Source organism: Sporosarcina sp. E16_3 (assembly GCF_017347125.1).
Lineage (GTDB): Bacteria > Bacillota > Bacilli > Bacillales_A > Planococcaceae > Sporosarcina.
Genome location: NZ_JADPRX010000041.1, coordinates 1 through 18446, shown reverse-complemented (window position 1 = coordinate 18446; position 18446 = coordinate 1). Strand labels below are relative to the sequence as shown.

Below are 18446 nucleotides of genomic sequence, written 5' to 3'. Positions count from 1 at the left end.
GTATCTGGAGTCTAAAGGGGAAGTAAAGTTTGTGGGGATACTCGGTGAAAGGGGGAAAATAAATTGAAAATTATCGACTTACATTGTGACGTATTGCTGAGATTGTATCAATCAAAGGGGGAAATGAAGTTTCAAGATTCGTTGGAACTTGATACGAGTTATGAGAAATTAATAAAGGGTGGAGTAAAGGTACAAGCATTCGCCATATTCGTATATCCCGAAGTGAAGTCAGATCAGAAATTCCAAGCTGCTTTAGATCAAATCCATTACTTCTATACAGATGTACTTGGGAACAATCCGAATATGAAACTGGTCAAGGACTGGAGCGATTTCGATCAGTTAAAAGACGGAGAAATTGGAGCGATGTTGACACTTGAAGGTGTGGATGCAATCGGAAACGATCTGCAAAAGCTATCTATTCTCCATCAATTGGGCGTCCGTTCGATTGGACTAACTTGGAACAATGCTAACTTGGCAGCAGATGGAGCGGGGGAACCACGTGGGGCGGGACTTACGTCGTTTGGCAAAGAGATTGTTCATTTCAATAACGAACATAAAATTTTGACCGATGTTTCCCACTTATGTGAAAAGGCTTTTTGGGATGTAATGGAAGAGGCAAATTATCCGATTGCGAGCCATTCGAATGCTAAGGCGCTATGCAATCATGTTCGTAATCTGACAGATGAGCAGGCAAAAGCGGTGTTTGCAAAAAATGGACTTGTCCATGTTGTCTACAATCCGCCGTTTGTGAAGGAAACAGGGGAAGTGGCGATAACAGACCTTATCGAACATATTGACCATTTTTGTTCTTTAGGGGGAGAGAAACAAATTGGATTAGGCTCAGACTTCGATGGTATTTCTTCGAAGATTGTTAAGTTAGAAGATGCATCTATGCATCCGAATTTACTAAATGAGTTGCTAAAAAAATACAGTGAAGAGACGGTCAAAGGTTTTGCCTACCAAAACTTTATGGATCATCGTCCTAATTGAACGCTGATTATAAACTGAAACAGACTAAGTGAAATGGTAGAATGTACCAAGAAATAATGTCGGAAATACAAAAAAGACCGAGTCTGCAGAGACCCGGTCCATTGATAATCATCCGTTATTATTTGCGAATTTTTTCGATTTCATCCGCAACGAATTGTACACTTGTTCCGACAATAACTTGAATACTTTGTGGACCTACTACATTAATCCCTGGTACACCCGTATCTTTAATTTTCTTTTGGTTGACCGCCTTCATATCTCTTACCTCTACGCGTAAGCGAGTTGCGCAGAAGTCGATAGATGTGACGTTTGCGTCTCCGCCTAAACCATCATAAATCTTAGTTGCCATGCCCGAGAATTTAGTTCCGCTTGTGGCGCTTGCTACTCCGTCTACTTCCGGACCTTCTACATCCTCACCTTCTTCTCTTCACTGGAATTAACAGTGCATCACTTAGGAGAAATGGTCATTAGAACCGTTTCCCCCATGATGCCTTCTTTTGTAACTTCCAACTGCACATTTCTTTCCGCGCTATTTGTAATCACGATAGGCGTAATAATGCTTTTTGCATGTTCACGGATGTAGTCCCAATCTACTTCGATAAGGGATTGGCCAACTGAAACCTTGTCGCCTGCTGCTACTAAAACTGTAAATCCTTCCCCTTTTAATGCAACCGTTTCCAAACCAATGTGAATGAGGATTTCTGTACCATCATTTGAACGAAGGCCAATCGCGTGCTTTGTGTCCGATACGAGAACGACGGTTCCTGCTACAGGTGCATGGATATTTCCATTGTCCGGCATGATAGCGATTCCTTCGCCCATCATTTTTTCACTGAAAACTGGATCAGGTACTTGGTCAAGCGGAACGATTTGCCCGTTAACGGGTGCGTAGATTTCTAATTTACGTTTTTTAAATAATTTTGATAACATGTCTATGAACTCCTTTTTTTTCGTAGATGTGAACTGCGTATGCTTATTTATATTACAGAGGCTTAAAAAGCAGAATAGAAAAAGGCATGGGGTAACACAGAAGAATGTTGAAAAACTTCTAAGTTTACCACCATGCCTGATCGTGTCAGTAACATGTGATCTGCTATTAAACCTCTATTCAGAGAATAACACCGAACTTATTATTATGCAATAGAAACGTGAAGGTTTAAGGAAATACTTACTTAGCTCGTTATTTAGATTTTAAACTGATAAGAATGAGTGTAATACCACCAAATAGGCAAATCATTCTTGTTAATGAAATCTTTTCAGATAGACCAACCAATGCTATTCCAGTCGTAATAATTAGAATGCAAGGGCCTACTAAAGCAAGTAGGGTGTTAATATAAAAGGCTTTTTCTAAATCATTAAACTTTAACATAAACATTGCTGCTGTGATATCAATACTTCCTGATACAATTCGCAATATAATTATGAAAAGAAGTGCTTTTTCTATCAATAAATAGGACGCCCCCAGCCTTTGATATTCATCTTATGTAATAAATGTTAGTACCTGACCCTCACAGTAGTTCCTATAGTGTATGTATGCTTACCAACTAAATATGTTGAAATAAAGAATCCCATTGAATCCGCTGCGGCTATCCTTTGAAAAGCGGTTTCGCTGTTTAAATAATTAGTAGAGAAATATGTATTGGCCTTAGATTGATTCTTCTACGGGGGAGGAGTGGTTTTTTATGGATAAGAGAAAAGTGATGAAACAAACTATTTTGTGATTATTTGGATATATGATAGACTAGACTTAAGTTAATAGATTAGGTTTAAGCTAATGAGAGACCCCAGGGAATGGTTGCCTATCGCAACTGATTACTTGAGGTCTTTTTTCACTTATAATACACCATATTTTAGAAGAGGATGAGATAAATGACAAGTTTTTCATCACTGGAACGAGAAAAAACAGTTGATAAATTAGCAACAGAGGAATTTGATTTACTCATTATCGGAGGCGGAATTTCAGGAGCTGGAATTGCTTTAGACGCAACGGCGCGCGGGTTGAAAACAGCGCTTGTCGAGATGCAGGACTTTGCTTCTGGTACTTCAAGCCGTTCGACAAAACTAGTTCACGGTGGATTACGGTATTTAAAACAATTCCAAATCAAAGAGGTAGCGGAGCTTGGAAAAGAGCGAGCAATCGTCTATGAAAATGGACCACATGTTACGACCCCGGAATGGATGATCCTTCCTTTTCATAAAGGAGGAACATTTGGCAAATATTCGACTTCCCTTGGTTTGAAAGTATATGACTTTCTTGCAGGCGTTAAGAAATCGGAAAGAAGAAGGATGTTAACGAAAGAAGAAACACTTGAGAAAGCACCGCTTGTAAAAAAAGAAGGATTATTAGGCGGCGGCATTTACGTCGAATACCGTACGGATGATGCTCGCCTAACAATAGAAGTTATGAAAGCGGCCGCTGAAAAAGGTGCAACCATAGTAAACTACGCGAAAGCGGAAACCTTTATTTACAGTCAAGGAAAGATCACAGGGGTGCAAGTGTTAGATACAATAACAACTAAAAAAGTTACTATTAAGGCGAAAAAAGTTGTCAATGCGGCTGGACCTTGGGTAGATGATGTGAAAAGGATTGAAGGCAAGACTACGACTGTAAAACACTTAATTTTATCAAAAGGGGTGCATCTCGTATTCGACCAAAAAGATTTTCCACTCCACCAAGCAGTTTATTTTGATACTCCAGATAAGCGTATGATTTTTGCGGTGCCTCGTGATGGAAAAGCTTATGTGGGAACAACCGATACATTCTACAAAGGGGATCCAAAAGTGATGCAAATTACGGAAAAGGATCGCTCTTATATCTTAAACGCCATTCATTACATGTTCCCAAGTCTTGAATTGACAGCAGAAAAAGTCGAGTCGAGTTGGGCAGGCGTTAGACCGCTTATCCATGAAGAAGGCAAAAGTCCATCTGAAGTATCAAGAAAAGATGAAATTTGGGAATCGGAGAAAGGTCTCATTACAATTGCAGGTGGGAAATTGACGGGTTATCGTAAAATGGCGGAAACCGTAGTGGATAAAATCGTTGCTCAACTTAGTCAGGAAGAAATACGTCATTTTAATAACTGTGTAACAAAGAATTTACCAATCTCAGGTGGAGATATGGGTGGTTCATCAAACATGAATCGTTTTATGGCCCAATCGATTGAGAAAGGTCAATCAGTTGGATTTTCAGAACAACATAGCCGTCACTTGGCAACTCTTTATGGCACTAATGTTAATAAGGTGTTTGCGATTCCCTTCGAAGCACACACAGGAATTCCACGTATTCTTTATGTGAAACTAAGGTACGCTATCGACCATGAAATGGTTGTTAAGCCAACTGATTTCTTTGTTCGGAGAACGGGGGATATGTTCTTTACTATTGCCAATGTTAAAGCTGGGAAAACAGATGTGTTAGATGAAATGGCATACATTTTCGGGTGGACAGATGTAGAGCTTCAACGCTATGAAAAAGAACTGGTGGACGAGATTTCTACTGCAACAACTGTTAAATAAGGTATTGTAGAATAGTTAATTAAATCGGCAACAAGATGTAATGACATATCCAATATATGGGGGGGTAAATAATGACTGAAAAATATATAATGGCTCTTGATCAAGGCACAACAAGTTCGCGAGCGATCCTATTCGATAAAAGCGGTAAAATATTTCACACAGCACAGCAAGAGTTTACACAATACTTCCCTAGGTCTGGATGGGTTGAACATAATGCAGATGAAATCTGGAGTTCCATTCTAGCAGTTATTGCAGGTGTGTTATCAGAAAAGAATATTGTAGCCGATCAAATCGAAGGAATCGGTATTACCAATCAGCGTGAAACAACAGTCGTGTGGGATAAAAACACAGGGAAACCGATTTACAATGCAATTGTTTGGCAATCACGACAAACTGCTGAAATTTGCCGAGAGTTAAAAGAGAACGGTTACAATGATCTGTTCCGAGATAAAACCGGTTTACTAATCGATGCCTATTTCTCGGGAACAAAAGTAAAATGGATTTTAGACAATGTAATAGGGGCAAGAGAAAAAGCGGAACGTGGTGAGCTTCTATTCGGTACCATTGATACATGGCTTGTCTGGAAATTATCTAATGGAAAAAGGCATGTAACCGATTATTCCAACGCTTCCAGGACACTTATGTACAATATTCACGAATTAAAATGGGATGAAGAATTGCTCTCTATCTTAGGCGTCCCAACGTCAATGCTTCCAGAAGTCCGTCCATCTTCTGAAATTTATGCGCATACGGAAAAAAGCCACTTCTTTGGTCATGCGGCTCCGATTGCTGGAATCGCTGGTGATCAACAAGCCGCATTGTTCGGGCAAGCTTGTTTTGAAAGCGGTATGGTAAAAAACACGTACGGTACCGGTTGCTTCATGTTGATGAATACTGGGGATAAAGCAGTCAAGTCTGAACATGGTTTACTGACAACCATTGCGTGGGGAATCGATGGAAAAGTAGTGTATGCACTCGAAGGCAGTATTTTCGTTGCGGGATCTGCCATTCAGTGGTTGCGTGATGGACTTAGAATGTTCCGTAATTCATCCGACAGTGAAAAATATGCAAAACGTGTTGAGTCAACAGAAGGAGTCTACGTTGTGCCAGCATTTGTTGGTTTAGGTACACCTTACTGGGACAGCGAAGTAAGAGGTGCTGTTTTCGGATTGACACGTGGTACAGAGAAGGAACATCTTATTCGTGCAACTTTGGAATCGCTTGCATACCAAACGAAGGATGTACTCGATGCAATGGAAGCAGATTCTGGAATCTCTTTAAAAATGTTACGTGTAGACGGTGGTGCAGTGGGAAATGATTTCCTTATGCAATTTCAAGCGGACTTATTAAATGTACCTGTCGAACGCCCAATGATTAGTGAAACGACAGCACTCGGAGCTGCTTATCTAGCAGGTCTCGCGGTAGGGTTTTGGACGGATCGCTCAGAAATCACGGCTCATTGGAATCTGGACCGACCTTTTGAACCGAAAATGGAGCAGCAACAACGCGAAGACATGTACGCTGGATGGCAAAAAGCAGTCAAAGCTGCGATTGCTTTTAAGTGAAATTTCCTGTTAATAGGCATAGGCATATATACGACTTGTAACAATCGAAAGAACCTAATAATAGAATATAACTAAAGAAATAGATGGATGATAAAGTTAATCTTCAATCAGAGGGGGTCTTCATCCCCCACTGATTGTTAGTTTAACCATTCGGGCTTTTACGGGCAGTTGATCCGCCACTTATTCTTCTCGTGTCCTCAAAGACTTGAAGTGGGGGTCTTACTGCCCGTTAATGCGGGATAATACAATCCGCTACTATTAGTTAGGGGTGTGTCTATGCCAGCGATTACAGGAAACGATTATATTGAACGAATTGATCGGCTACAAACGAATGTGTGGATAGACGGTAATCTTGTAACAGGCAATATTTCTGAGCATCCCGCATTTAAAGGGGTTATGAAAAGTCAGGCAGCGCTATATGATTTGCAGTATGATGCGCTAGTAAAAGATAGTATGACCTATCTATCACCATCAACTGGAGATTCAGTAGGCATGTCTTATTTACAGCCGACAACAAAAGAGGATTTAGTTAAAAGGCGGACAATGGTCCAACAGTGGGCTAAATCGAACAATGGCATGATGGGCAGAAGTCCAGACTATATGAATACCGTGTTAATGGCGCTTGCATCGTCTGTGGGTTTATTGAAAGGAAAAGAAAATTGTTTTCCTGAAAACATACTTGCGTTCTATGAATATGCACGTGAAAACGATTTGTCCATGACACATACCTTTATTGAGCCACAAGTAAACCGAGGGCAATTCTATTTTGAAGATTCAGATCAGCCGATTGCTGCCAAAGTGATGAACAGAAACGAAGCGGGAATCATCGTAAAGGGTGCACGGTTGCTGGCAACACAGGGCGGTATAACGGATGAAATCATGGTGATTGCTGCGGGTGGAATTGAGGATAAAGAGAAAGGTTTTGCGTTTTCTATCCCTAGTAATAGCGAAGGTCTAAAGTTTGTCTGCAGAGAATCATTTGTTGGGAGTGATTCTACATTTAACTATCCATTAAGTTCGCGGTATGAGGAAATGGATACGATTGTTGTCTTCGACAATGTATTGGTGCCGTGGGAGCGCGTATTTTACTATGATAATATAGAAGTAGCGAACAGTTTTGTGGCTTCTAGCTCGTTTTTACCACTTACACTGCATCAAGTTGTTTCTAGACAAATTGTCAAAACGGAATTTGTTTTGGGAATAGTCCAGTCAATTATTGAAACCATTAATATCGGGGAATATCAGCATGTACAAGAGAAGGCTTCTGAAATTATTGTAGCTTTAGAAACGATGAAAGCATTGGTGATGAAGGCAGAGGCTGAAGCTGTAATCGATGAATGGGGATTTATGCGACCAGATCGAACAACATTGAAAATCGCGATTAATCTATTTCCACGAGTGTATCCGAGGTTTACTGAAATCATTCAGCTTTTAGGTGCAAGTGGATTGATGTCCATTCCAACTGAAAATGCATTTCAATCAAGTATTAGAAAAGATTTAGATCAATATTTGCAGGCTAAATCCAAAAATGCTGAGGATCGTGTCAAAGTTTTCCGTTTAGCATGGGATTTAACGATGAGCTCTTTTGGTACACGCGAAACGCTATATGAACGGTTTTTCTTTGGTGATCCAATTAAACTGTCGGGCGAATTATATCGTTCCTATGATAAGAAACCGTATGTCAAGCGAGTGAATGATTTATTGGAGTGAATATTCAATGGGGAATTGATTGACTCTTTTTAAAGGAGACAATCAATTTTTTTTTATTGAGAAAAGGGGCATGGCGGTCATAAACTGCTTTAAGGTTGTCATAAAGTCATCCCAGACGGTCATAACCCATCTCGTGGCGATCATAATTCTCGACGGGTGAATAAACGTACAGCCATTCTAAAGTGAGTGGCATGTTACTTGCCGTTAATTCCCAATTAAATCTGCCACTCCTTGTTGTTAATCGAAAACGTATGGCAATGAGAAGACAGAGGGACTCGGATGAATGCGTCGAATTTAATAACAGAATGGTTAAAGAAGATAGACATCTTTTGTTTGGATGAGGATGGATTGAATTGTGGTTAATAATAGAAAGGTTGGATATTTAAATGACCATCAATATTGCATTACTACGCGGCATTAACGTGGGCGGGCATAATAAAATAAAAATGGTAGAACTGCGACAGATGTTTGAAATGCTTGGCTTTAGCGGAGTGCAGACCTATATTCAAAGTGGCAATGTTCTGTTCGAATCCCATGAAAGTGAACAATCCCTTATTAAACGTATTGAAGGGGAGATTGAAAAGGTCTTCGGATTTTCGATCAATGTTGTAATTAGAACGGCTTCTGAGTTGGAAAGGATTTCCAATAATTGCCCGTTTACAGAGGAAGCTGTAGCAGAAGCGAAAGCCACTTCTGATGGAGAAAGTCTTTACATTTCTTTATTGCAGGACAAGCCTTCGCAAGATGGAATCGATCGAATCGGTGCTTATAAAAGTGACAATGATAAATTTATGATCGAAGGGCGGGAGGTCTATCTGTTGTTCCGGCTTGGTGTTCGAAACGCTAAACTTGCGAATAATTTACAAAGACTAGATGTTCCCTCCACGATGCGCAATTGGAAAACAATCAACAGGCTCACACAGTTAGCAAAAGAGATGGAGGATTAACGTTTGATGATTTGCATACGTCTTATGAGTTTGGCGGGAACAGTGGATGGAATTCGTACGTTGAATAGGCGTTAGTAAGGTACAATAGTTAGTTCTGTCATTGTCCTTGTAAATGTTGGTAGTATTTTTCCTTCTTCTTTAGTGAATGCTGTTTATGGAGCAATTTAGAAGGAGGAAAAAATAATGTTGAAATTACAGACTGAACTTGAAGGGCAAAGGGCTTCTTTTGGTGTTGTGAGCGATTGTATTCAGGGGCTAGGTTATCATTTGGGTGGAAACTGGGATTATCATAAAGGGTGTTTTGACCATATTTTATGCCGCGAAGGCGGTGAAACCATTTATGTACGAATTCCTTTTTTCGTAACTGAAGGGGAGCTTGATGATTATAACGCTTCGATAGAATTTGAAACATCTTATATCATTAAGCATGTCGTTCATGTCGGTCTAGATAGTGATGAAAGTTCATTATTAAATGCAACTGGGTTTAGCCAATTCCAGAAACCGATTGATCCAGATGGGAAAATAATTGATAAAAACAGATGGATTCATGCAGGCGAAGTTGCCGTAAAAGAACTTATAGATTGTTTGCATGCACAACAACACCTAAAATCTAGTTAATGGGAAGCTTCAATTAATGGGGGATTTTTTGCCCCTTCATTAATTGAAGTTTTTTTATTACATACACAAGAAAAAATTCAGCCTATGGATAGCCTTAAAAAGAACTATTCCACATCTAAACTACGCCTTTTGTTTCGTTAAATAGTACGAATTTCAATCCTGGTACTAGTCTGTGAAATACCACCCATTTAAACGCTTGTAAATTCAGAATAATCCACCCACTGAAATGAATTCTTGTTATAGTAGAAGGTAGTATGCTACTGGAAAATGGGGTTAAGTGGAGTGAGTGGTATTCGGAATTAATGAAGCGAATAGGGGGTGGACGAATGAATCAAGAACAGCCTATTTGGAAGTATGCGTTTGCAAGTGTCATGGTGACGATTAGTACACTTGGCTTTGGGAGAATGTCATATGGTATTTTAATGCCTTTCATGAAAGAGAGTTTGTCTTTATCCTATGAACAGGCAGGAATGCTTGCAATGACAAATTCAATTGGCTATTTAGGGATGGTTCTATTTGCTGGCATATTAGCCGCAAAATGGGGATCGAGAAAGTTGGTTGTTTTCGGCACATTGCTTGTTGCTGCAGGGTTACTATATATGGCAACGGTCCAAAGCTTTACGGCGAGTTTGGTGGGTATGAGTATACTTGGGGTTGGAACTGCGTTCACCTATACACCACTAGTTAATATTGTAGTAGGCTGGTTTCCACAGCGGCGGGGGATGATGATTGGTTTCCTGGTCAGTGGTCTTGGACTTGGAACGCTTATTTCTAGCCTGTTAATTCCGTTTTTTACTACCTGGTTTTCAATTGACGGATGGCGGTATCTTTGGTTTGTTTATGGCCTTTTGTCGCTGTTGTTTGCACTTGCGGCTTTGCTCATTTTGCGGGATCCACCTATACCATTATTGAAAAAGGAGAAGAAGGATCAATCTTTTTTGAGGGAAGTGTATTTACATAAGGGTGTGCTTCTTGTTGCTATCATATATGGGTTGATTGGTTTTGCTTATTTAATTCCGCAAAGTTTTTTGTTCAGTTTTATCTTAGAATCCAAGATTGATCGATTTGTCGCAGGCCAAATTATGGCCATAGGTGGATTAATGTCTATTTTCAGCGGCCCATTATGGGGCACGATTTCTGATAAAATTGGGCGGAGGAAGTCACTAATCATTACGCTCGTTACGGGGGCAGCATCCATGCTTATACCTGTTATATATCCCGTATTCATAGGGTTTGTCATCAGTCAGTTTTTCTGGGGAATCACTGTCGTTGGCATGCTTTCGCTTATTCAAGCACTGTCAACGGAACAAATTCATCCCTCTTATGCACCAGTTGCTTTGGGGTATGTCACTGTTTACTTCGCGTCAGGGCAACTTTTAGGACCTGGTCTTGGTGGTTGGCTGATTGATCATATCGGTGGAATTTCATCTGCGCTGCTTCTCTGCTCCGGTTTGTTGTTGCTTGCTTTTCTATTTTCGTTGAGACTGCAGAAAAATGAAGACGGTCAATCACTAGTAGTGAAACCTTAACAGACGAGCTTGAAATTGATTACAAGTGCATGACGCTATTGGATAAATAGTTCACAAATGCATAAGGAAAACTTAGAACCAACCAACAGCACTTCGGTTGGTTTTTTTAACTTTCATTTCGTTACCTTACAGGTACATCAAAATTAGTTAGGAACACCTTCTTACGTTTGTTTTAGCTTCATAAGGGAAAGAATAGGGAGAGATTTCAATTATTCTAAGAGGTGATTCTGTTGAAACGATTATTCGCCATCCTTGTTATCACCGGAGTCCCACTCGTGATTGCCGGTGCATTCCTAAATTGGTCGGACATCATAATGTTCATCCTTTGCTGTATTAGCATCATCGGGCTTTCAGGATACATAGGACGGGCAACGGAAAGCCTTGCCATTGTTAGTGGGCCTAGGATTGGTGGGTTGTTAAATGCGACATTCGGCAACGCAGTCGAACTCATCATTTCAATTTTTACATTGAAGGCAGGAATGGTAGGCATCGTCTTGGCTTCGCTCACAGGCTCTGTACTTGGGAATTTGTTGCTTGTGCTCGGACTTTCCTTTTTCGCAGGCGGCATTAAATTCAAACGTCAAAATTTCAGTCTTCATGATGCGCAATATAATTCGGGATTGCTGATTTTTGCTGTCATCGTGGCATTTGTCATCCCTGAGATTTTCTCCATGTCAATGGATACACAAACGACATTTCACTTGAGTATTGGAATCGCGATTATCCTAATCGCTCTTTATCTTGCAGGGCTGTTCTTCAAACTCGTCACCCACCGTGGTGTCTTCGCCTCTTCTGATAAGGTTGTGGAGGAGCAGGAAACTCCGGAGTGGACGAAGCGCAAGTCGATTCTTGTGCTATTGTTGGCGACGATAACGGTTGCTTTCGTATCAGAGCAGCTGGTTCATACATTTGAAATGCTTGGTGAAAAGTTCGGTTGGACTGAGTTATTCATAGGTGTCATAATCGTCGCGATTGTAGGAAATGCGGCGGAGCACGTATCCGCAATCACGATGGCGGTCAAGGATAAGATGGATGTAGCCGTGGAAATAGCTGTCGGTTCCACGTTGCAGGTCGCCATGTTCGTGGCGCCAATCCTTGTATTGATTTCACTTGTCATGTCGCAGCCAATGTCACTTGTTTTCACAATACCAGAGTTAGTCGCAATGGTATCCGCAACGTTCTTGGTCATTACTCTATGCAATGACGGGGAATCAAATTGGTTCGAGGGTCTGATCCTATTCGCGGCTTATCTGATCATGGGAATCGGCTTTTATTTACTCTAATGACTACTGTCAATTGGAAAAGGTAGCTGTAAATAGAAAAAATCCAGACATATCATCAGCTAAACTGCTACCTAAATTTCATCTTAAGAACTCAAAATCATAATAGAGTTTTTCACGGGGATACTACGAGAATTATTTCGAAATTGAAATTTAATAGTTGTCTATGTTAAAGAGCGAACCCCTTGAAAGTATAGGGAGTTCGCTCTTTTTAGCTCAAGTAGTTGAAGTCTCCATCTGAATGGTTTCCCCAAGTTTCATAACAGTTAACTTCTTGCCGTCTAACTTTTTAGTCTCCCATGCAGCCTGTAATCGATCAAGTGCTTCTTTCGGGGTATCATCGGCTAACCGATAAGCACCGTAATGCATTGGAATCATAACCTTCGCCCGTGTATCGATGAAAGCTTTGACAGCATCTTCTGGACTGACGTGTTGGGCAGCCATGAACCATTCAGGCTCATAGGCGCCAATCGGCATCAAGCAATAATCAATTGCAAACTTCTCTCCGATAGTGCGAAAGCCTTCGAAATAGCCACTGTCTCCAACGAAATAGATTGTTTGGTTTAAATGCTGGATAATCCATCCGCCCCAATGTGAGTGATTTGTATCCGTAAATGTTCGTTTTGACCAGTGCTGAGCTGGAACAAAAGAAATTGTTAATCCGCTCATTTGATGCTTGTCCCACCAATTAAATTCCACAGTTTTATTTAATCCTTTTCTTTTAAACCAGTTTCCAAGTCCAATAGGAACAAAAAAGGTTGGATCACCTTTTAGTCTTTTAATAGAACCATAGCTCAGGTGGTCATAATGGCTATGTGAAATTAGGACAATGTCGATTGGAGGTAATTCCCCAATTGGTAGCCCAGGTGGAGTGAGTCGTTTATCCGTGCCAAGGCGATTTGCCCAAACTGGATCTGTTAGGATGTTTAGTCCATTTAGTTGGATTAAATAGGTGGAATGGCCAATCCAGGTGATTGTCGGAATCGTACGGTTTGATTGCAAGAATTCGGCCTCTGTTTTATCTACCAACGGCACTTGGAACGATAAATCTTTCTGTTTGCCTTTTCGTTCTTTTCGCCACTGTAGTAAATCTTTAAACGTAGCAAGTGCTGCATTTTTATCCGTATTTTCATAGCGCGTTTTTTTCACAGATAGACACCTCAAATAATTTTTAGTTCCCCTTATGAGTGAATAGTGGGTTTAGGATTATGCCTAGTATACACTTGAATTAGGAAAAAATCTGTTGACATAACCCGGTACTATGAATGTTACCTTAGGAGGGGGTGTTGTATTATTTTCTATTTCCCGCCGAAAGTACCACGTTTCTACGATTAGTAGTATAGTCAGTAATGATAGAATACATACTTGAGTAAGTAGAGAATATTGGATATCCAAAATCAAAACTAGATATCTGTTAGTTGGAGGGTAAAGAGATGAAAGCTACAATCGCCGTGCTGGGTGATACAGCAATTTCGAAGGTAAATCAATTACATACGAGTAAAAGTAGATACCTTATATTGACAATAATGGCGGGGTTTTTCGTCGGATTCGGAATCATTCTTATTTTTACGATTGGTGGCTTGCTTGGTCCAACTGGCTTTGCAGGAACGAAAATTATTATGGGTGTTACATTTGGGATTGCGTTAAGTTTGGTGTTAATGGCGGGATCCGACCTTTTTACAAGTAATAATATGATTATGACGATTGGTACATTGACGAAGAAAACGACTTGGTATGAAACCATACAAATTTGGACATTCAGCTATGTGGGTAACTTTGCCGGGTCTATTCTCGTTGCGGCACTTTTTGTCTATTCGGGCCTGGCCACTGGTGGAACGGCGGACTATATCAATACGGCGGCAAGTACCAAGATGAATACGCCATTTGTAGAGTTACTTATTCGGGGGATTCTTTGCAATATTCTCGTCTGTCTTGCTGTTTGGTGCGCATTTAAACTTAAGGAAGAAACAGCAAAGTTGATTATGATTTTTTGGTGCTTATTCGCTTTTATCACCTCGGGGTTCGAGCATAGTATCGCCAACATGTCATTGCTCTCGCTCTCGTTGATGATCCCTCACCCAGACACTGTTTCATTGGCCGGGTTGGCGGCGAACTTAGTACCCGTAACAATCGGCAATATTATTGGTGGGGCTGTGTTCATTGGAGCGGCATACTGGTTCGCGAATTCTGAAAAGAATTAAAAACTTACCAACGATGACTATACTAATGAACTGAAAGGCATTCTCGCCTAAAATGATTTAAAATCGCCATAATTTGGAGTTTTTTTAATAAATCACTTGCGAAAAAAGAAGAAAACTACTAGTGTAGGTAAAGAAACAAAACGATGACTAAGTCAGTTGCCTAGACTATTAACTGAAACGTCATGTGTAACGTACTACACTACTAACAAATAACTACGGAAAAGACTTTTTGGGTTATCAAAGGAGATATTTAAATGAATTTAGGGAAAAACACTGTCATTCGCAAAGAACTATATCAATCAATTGAAGAATTAACAGATGAGCAATTTAACAGAATACCTTCAAATGGCGGATGGTCTCCAAAACAAATATTCGAACATCTTGTCCGAATGGAGACAGTGATTGCGACAAATATAGCCCAAGAACTAAAAAATCCTGATAGCCCGAAATCGATTAAAAAACCAATTGCACTATCCACGATTCGCATGATAAAAGTGGAAGCGCCAGGCTATACAGCACCAACGAAAGAGTACAAATCAAAAATAGAAATGAAAAACGCACTTTATGATTCGCGCCTCTTTTTATTAGATGTATATGAATCAAGCACAAAAGAAGTACTTCGTGAAAAATCATTTAAACACCCGATATTTGGCCAAGTGCCATTGATTCAGTGGTTTCCTTTTGTCGGATTGCATGAAAAACGTCACTTAAAACAATTGAAACAAACAATTGAAATGGACCAATAATTATAACTAGCTAAGTGGAAATTGGAAGTTTTAATAGGGCAGTAGACTAATATAATTACACAACTAGATTGGAGTCAGTTATACAGACGGGATTTCGCAATACAATCCTTTGTCTTTATAAGTGGCTCTTTTTAGTTGGAATGACTCTATTTCCACCGAGGGTGTATTTAATGTGGGGCTGCTTTTAATTCAAAAAAACACAGTTTGTTTGACCTGTATGAATCACAAAGGCTAGTAGGTAATGATGTGGAACAGCGAAGTCGGATGAAGAGATGAAGCAAGAAATAAAGCGTATACTTAGGGAATATGAATAGGGTAGTAAAGAAGTCGATAGGTATATTGAATAAATAAAGAGTGGAGGTAGTAGGAGATGGAACAAACATCGCAAGTGAAGCATCATTTATTGTATATAAACGGTGAATGGGTTGGAGAAAATCTGGAAGAATTAACTGTGATAAATCCTGCTAATGGTCAAATCGTAGGTAGTGTACCAATTGGTGGGGAAGAAGAAGCAAACGAGGCAATTGACGCTGCTTATGATGCATTTCAAATGTGGTCACAAACGACCGCTTATGAACGTGCAATTTATTTGAAAAGGCTTTATGAACTTATGATAGAACATCGGGACGAATTGGCACAAATAATGACGATGGAAATGGGCAAACCAATTAATGAATCCGTTGGGGAAGTGACAAGTGCCGCAGCTTTTCTTGAATGGTTCGCTGAAGAAGGCAAACGCGTTTACGGAGAAATCATACCTACACATACGACGAGTAAACGTTTGCAAGTTTGGAAAAAACCAGTTGGCGTTGTAGCTGCTATCACTCCTTGGAACTTTCCAGCTGCCATGTTAGCGAGGAAAATGGGTCCGGCTTTAGCGGCGGGGTGTACCATTGTGATTAAACCATCTAGTGAAAGTCCACTGACAGCTATTAAAATGATAGAGCTATGTGAAAAAGCCGGGTTTCCTAAAGGCGTCATTAATTTGGTGACAGGATCTTCAAGCAAAATCGGAAAAGCAATTATGGAAAATGACAAAGTTAGAAAAGTTACCTTTACCGGATCTACCGAAGTAGGTAAAATTCTAATCGAACAAAGTGCACATCAAGTAAAACGATTATCACTCGAACTTGGTGGTCATGCGCCTTTGATTGTATTAAATGATGCCAATGTGGATCTAGCGGTGAAAGGTGCGATTGCTTCAGCATTCAGGAACGCTGGTCAAACATGCGTTTGCGCTAATCGTATTTATGTACAATCAGGTATTCACGACGAGTTTGTAGAAAGAATTTCTGAAGCAGTTGGTCAGTTGAAAGTAGGAAATGGTGCAGATGTAACTGTAGATATTGGACCATTAATAAATCGTGCAAGTCTCGATAAGGTGGCACATCATGTTGAAGATGCACTATCTAAAGGAGCAACCCTTATGACTGGAGGCAAGCTAATTACACAAGACGGGGGAACATTCTATGCCCCTACAGTGGTTAGCAACGTAGATCCGTCCATGGTCATCATGAACGAAGAAACTTTTGGACCTGTAGCTCCTATTCAGAAAGTGGAAACGGTGGAAGAAGCAATCGCATTAGCGAATGACACACCATATGGTTTGGCTGCTTATGTATTCACTGAAAGCGTTTCTACAGGCACACGTTTAATTGAACAACTTAACTTTGGCATTGTCGGTTGGAACGATGGAACCCCTTCGGCAGTACAGGCTCCCTTCGGAGGGATGAAAGAGAGCGGAGTTGGAAGGGAAGGCGGACGTGAAGGCATTGAAGCGTTCTTAGAGTCGCAATATGTTTCAATCGGGATTAGTTAACGTGAAAAGTTGACTATCATAATTGTGGTGTATACCACCATGATGTCATCCCTTCTCCCGATCAAGTATAACCGCTAAACACTAAAAGGAATAAACTTTGTTTCCTATTAGATTGATAAATAGCTAACAGACAATTCAGCGGAATAAATCGGTGCCAAGTGCGAACGCAATTTTAAATTGTGTATGCACTTGGCATTTTTTTGAAGAAAAGAAAGGATAAACTTATCAACTGAGTTCGGTGTCTAGGTTTCAGGCAACTCAAGCTTTTCTGATGACTCTTTTACTCCCTGCTTTCATAGAATGTCGGGAGGGGGAATCCGTTTGTCGGCATGGATTTGGAGTTTGTTAATTTTTCAATTTCTGCTTGCCGCCGTCACCTATCGGTTTTTATATAGGCGAAGAAAGCTGATTGGTTTTCATCTTGGCATGAATATCGCCATGGTAGCCGGTGGAGGAATGGCTCTTGGAACGGGCGTTCTTTTGATTTATGAGTTCCCGTTCTATTATATGGAAGTTACGGTAATAGCTGCTTTGACGGGGATGCTGATGGGGAGTTTGTTCGGAGGAATGTTTGACAATCAAACGTTGCTCACGGGCTATATTAGCGGGCTTATGACGGGAATGATGGCACCGATGATTGGGGCTGCAGCATCGTACAGTATTCCGTTTGCAATCATGATGGAATTTTTCGTTTTGTGCTCATTTATGATGCTGTTTAGAGCGACGAAATCTTCCAGGAAAACATAAGGAGCGGCGTGCAATGATCTTATTTGGGTTGTTTTTGCTCGTGTTAAGTAGTTTGTTGGGTGTTTATATGTATGCATTATTCTATAAGTCACGTTATAGAATAAGCGACAGTCTCAGCTATACAGTTACTTTAGCCGCTGGGCAGATTACCAGTTTTGTCATCGCAATGACATTATATTTGGTTTTCCCGATAGATTTTACTGTTATCTGTACAGTTAACTTATGGATTGGCATAGTAATAGGCACTCAATTCAGTTCGGTGACCAGGAAACAATCGCTACTTGCGGGCTTTTTTAACGGAGGAGTAGCAGCGGTCATGGGGACGATGGTAGGTGCTGTTACTATCGATCCGACCCTATGCGGTTTGCCTGAATCGACCCTGACTTTACAAAATACAGGCATTGCAGTTGGGATCTTTGGATTGTTGTTGCTTTGTGCAACGACGTTGTTAGTGAGATTCTCGTTGATAAAACACTAGGCCACCTATGTACAGGTGCTATCGGATTGCTTTGGACTGAACGTCAACTATACAATTATCGGGATTACTTGCTGCGTAGGGATGCGACTTTGTCACATCCCTACGCAGCTTTTCGTTAATCGTATGGTGGCCGATCATCCGCCGCTTTCCGAAGATACAGATGCACTAAGTGCTGAAGATAAAGCTTTTGGGAACGAGTGAATAACCACTTACCTATCCATAAAGGAGCAGCCAACCGGACAGCGAAGGGTTCGGTTTGTATAATTTCTGCGTTCTTTGCAGAAATTATACAATAAATGCAAA

General features: G+C 40.5%; 17 protein-coding genes and 1 pseudogene. 13 read left to right on the top strand and 5 right to left on the bottom strand.

Features of this window, described 5'->3' with window-relative positions; all coding sequences use genetic code 11:
- Positions 1-63 precede the first annotated feature (63 nt).
- The gene (locus tag I2483_RS17405; protein WP_207278384.1) at positions 64-990 is read left to right on the top strand and encodes a dipeptidase; all 927 of its coding nucleotides are present in this window, start codon (positions 64-66) and stop codon (positions 988-990) included.
- A 118-nt stretch (positions 991-1108) separates the two neighbouring features.
- Here I2483_RS17405 and I2483_RS17400 read toward each other — a convergent pair.
- The 3 genes and pseudogenes from I2483_RS17400 to I2483_RS17390 all read right to left on the bottom strand — a co-directional run.
- Positions 1109-1405, bottom strand: a pseudogene (locus tag I2483_RS17400) (PTS sugar transporter subunit IIB); the annotation flags it as partial.
- Positions 1406-1437: 32 nt separating this feature from the next.
- Complete coding sequence (locus I2483_RS17395; RefSeq protein ID WP_207278383.1) at positions 1438-1920, bottom strand: PTS sugar transporter subunit IIA; 483 nt, start codon at positions 1918-1920, stop codon at positions 1438-1440.
- Positions 1921-2170: 250 nt separating this feature from the next.
- A complete protein-coding gene (locus tag I2483_RS17390) occupies positions 2171-2437 on the bottom strand; it encodes a YqhV family protein (protein WP_218624999.1) in 267 nt (88 codons plus the stop codon).
- Positions 2438-2859: 422 nt separating this feature from the next.
- On the opposite strand from I2483_RS17390, the gene I2483_RS17385 reads away from it, so the two are divergent.
- From I2483_RS17385 to cax, 7 genes are all read left to right on the top strand, one after another.
- Positions 2860-4503: a glycerol-3-phosphate dehydrogenase/oxidase gene (locus tag I2483_RS17385; protein WP_207278382.1), complete on the top strand. Its 1644-nt coding sequence runs from the start codon at positions 2860-2862 to the stop codon at positions 4501-4503.
- Between the two features lie 71 nt (positions 4504-4574).
- Positions 4575-6068, top strand: coding sequence for a glycerol kinase GlpK (glpK, locus tag I2483_RS17380; protein ID WP_207278381.1), 1494 nt, complete (start codon positions 4575-4577; stop codon positions 6066-6068).
- Between the two features lie 276 nt (positions 6069-6344).
- Complete coding sequence (gene hpaB / locus I2483_RS17375; protein WP_207278380.1) at positions 6345-7778, top strand: 4-hydroxyphenylacetate 3-monooxygenase, oxygenase component; 1434 nt, start codon at positions 6345-6347, stop codon at positions 7776-7778.
- A 386-nt stretch (positions 7779-8164) separates the two neighbouring features.
- Positions 8165-8725, top strand: a complete 561-nt coding sequence (locus I2483_RS17370) for a DUF1697 domain-containing protein (protein ID WP_207278379.1) — start codon at positions 8165-8167, stop codon at positions 8723-8725.
- A gap of 183 nt (positions 8726-8908) precedes the next feature.
- Entirely contained in the window at positions 8909-9343 is a 435-nt protein-coding gene (locus I2483_RS17365) for a YugN family protein (protein WP_186670964.1), read from the top strand.
- 326 nt (positions 9344-9669) lie between these two features.
- Positions 9670-10872 (top strand): YbfB/YjiJ family MFS transporter, encoded by a 1203-nt coding sequence (locus tag I2483_RS17360; protein WP_207278378.1) that lies wholly within the window; start codon positions 9670-9672, stop codon positions 10870-10872.
- Between the two features lie 230 nt (positions 10873-11102).
- Positions 11103-12155: a calcium/proton exchanger gene (cax, locus tag I2483_RS17355; protein WP_207278377.1), complete on the top strand. Its 1053-nt coding sequence runs from the start codon at positions 11103-11105 to the stop codon at positions 12153-12155.
- Positions 12156-12368: 213 nt separating this feature from the next.
- On the opposite strand, the gene I2483_RS17350 is transcribed toward cax, so the two are convergent.
- Positions 12369-13301, bottom strand: a complete 933-nt coding sequence (locus I2483_RS17350; RefSeq protein WP_207278376.1) for an MBL fold metallo-hydrolase — start codon at positions 13299-13301, stop codon at positions 12369-12371.
- Between the two features lie 284 nt (positions 13302-13585).
- Here I2483_RS17350 and I2483_RS17345 point away from each other — a divergent pair, with 284 nt between their 5' ends.
- The 5 genes from I2483_RS17345 to I2483_RS17325 all read left to right on the top strand — a co-directional run bounded on the left by I2483_RS17345 (position 13586) and on the right by I2483_RS17325 (position 18143).
- Positions 13586-14353, top strand: coding sequence for a formate/nitrite transporter family protein (locus I2483_RS17345; RefSeq protein WP_207278375.1), 768 nt, complete (start codon positions 13586-13588; stop codon positions 14351-14353).
- A gap of 254 nt (positions 14354-14607) precedes the next feature.
- The gene (locus I2483_RS17340) at positions 14608-15099 is read left to right on the top strand and encodes a DinB family protein (protein WP_207278374.1); all 492 of its coding nucleotides are present in this window, start codon (positions 14608-14610) and stop codon (positions 15097-15099) included.
- 370 nt (positions 15100-15469) lie between these two features.
- Positions 15470-16918: an NAD-dependent succinate-semialdehyde dehydrogenase gene (locus tag I2483_RS17335; protein WP_207278373.1), complete on the top strand. Its 1449-nt coding sequence runs from the start codon at positions 15470-15472 to the stop codon at positions 16916-16918.
- 321 nt (positions 16919-17239) lie between these two features.
- Positions 17240-17665, top strand: coding sequence for a hypothetical protein (locus tag I2483_RS17330; RefSeq protein WP_255550503.1), 426 nt, complete (start codon positions 17240-17242; stop codon positions 17663-17665).
- A gap of 13 nt (positions 17666-17678) precedes the next feature.
- Positions 17679-18143 (top strand): hypothetical protein, encoded by a 465-nt coding sequence (locus I2483_RS17325; protein WP_207278371.1) that lies wholly within the window; start codon positions 17679-17681, stop codon positions 18141-18143.
- A 115-nt stretch (positions 18144-18258) separates the two neighbouring features.
- Here I2483_RS17325 and I2483_RS17320 read toward each other — a convergent pair.
- Positions 18259-18446, bottom strand: a 188-nt coding sequence (locus I2483_RS17320; RefSeq protein ID WP_207278370.1) for a hypothetical protein, incomplete at its 5' end; no start/stop codon positions are given.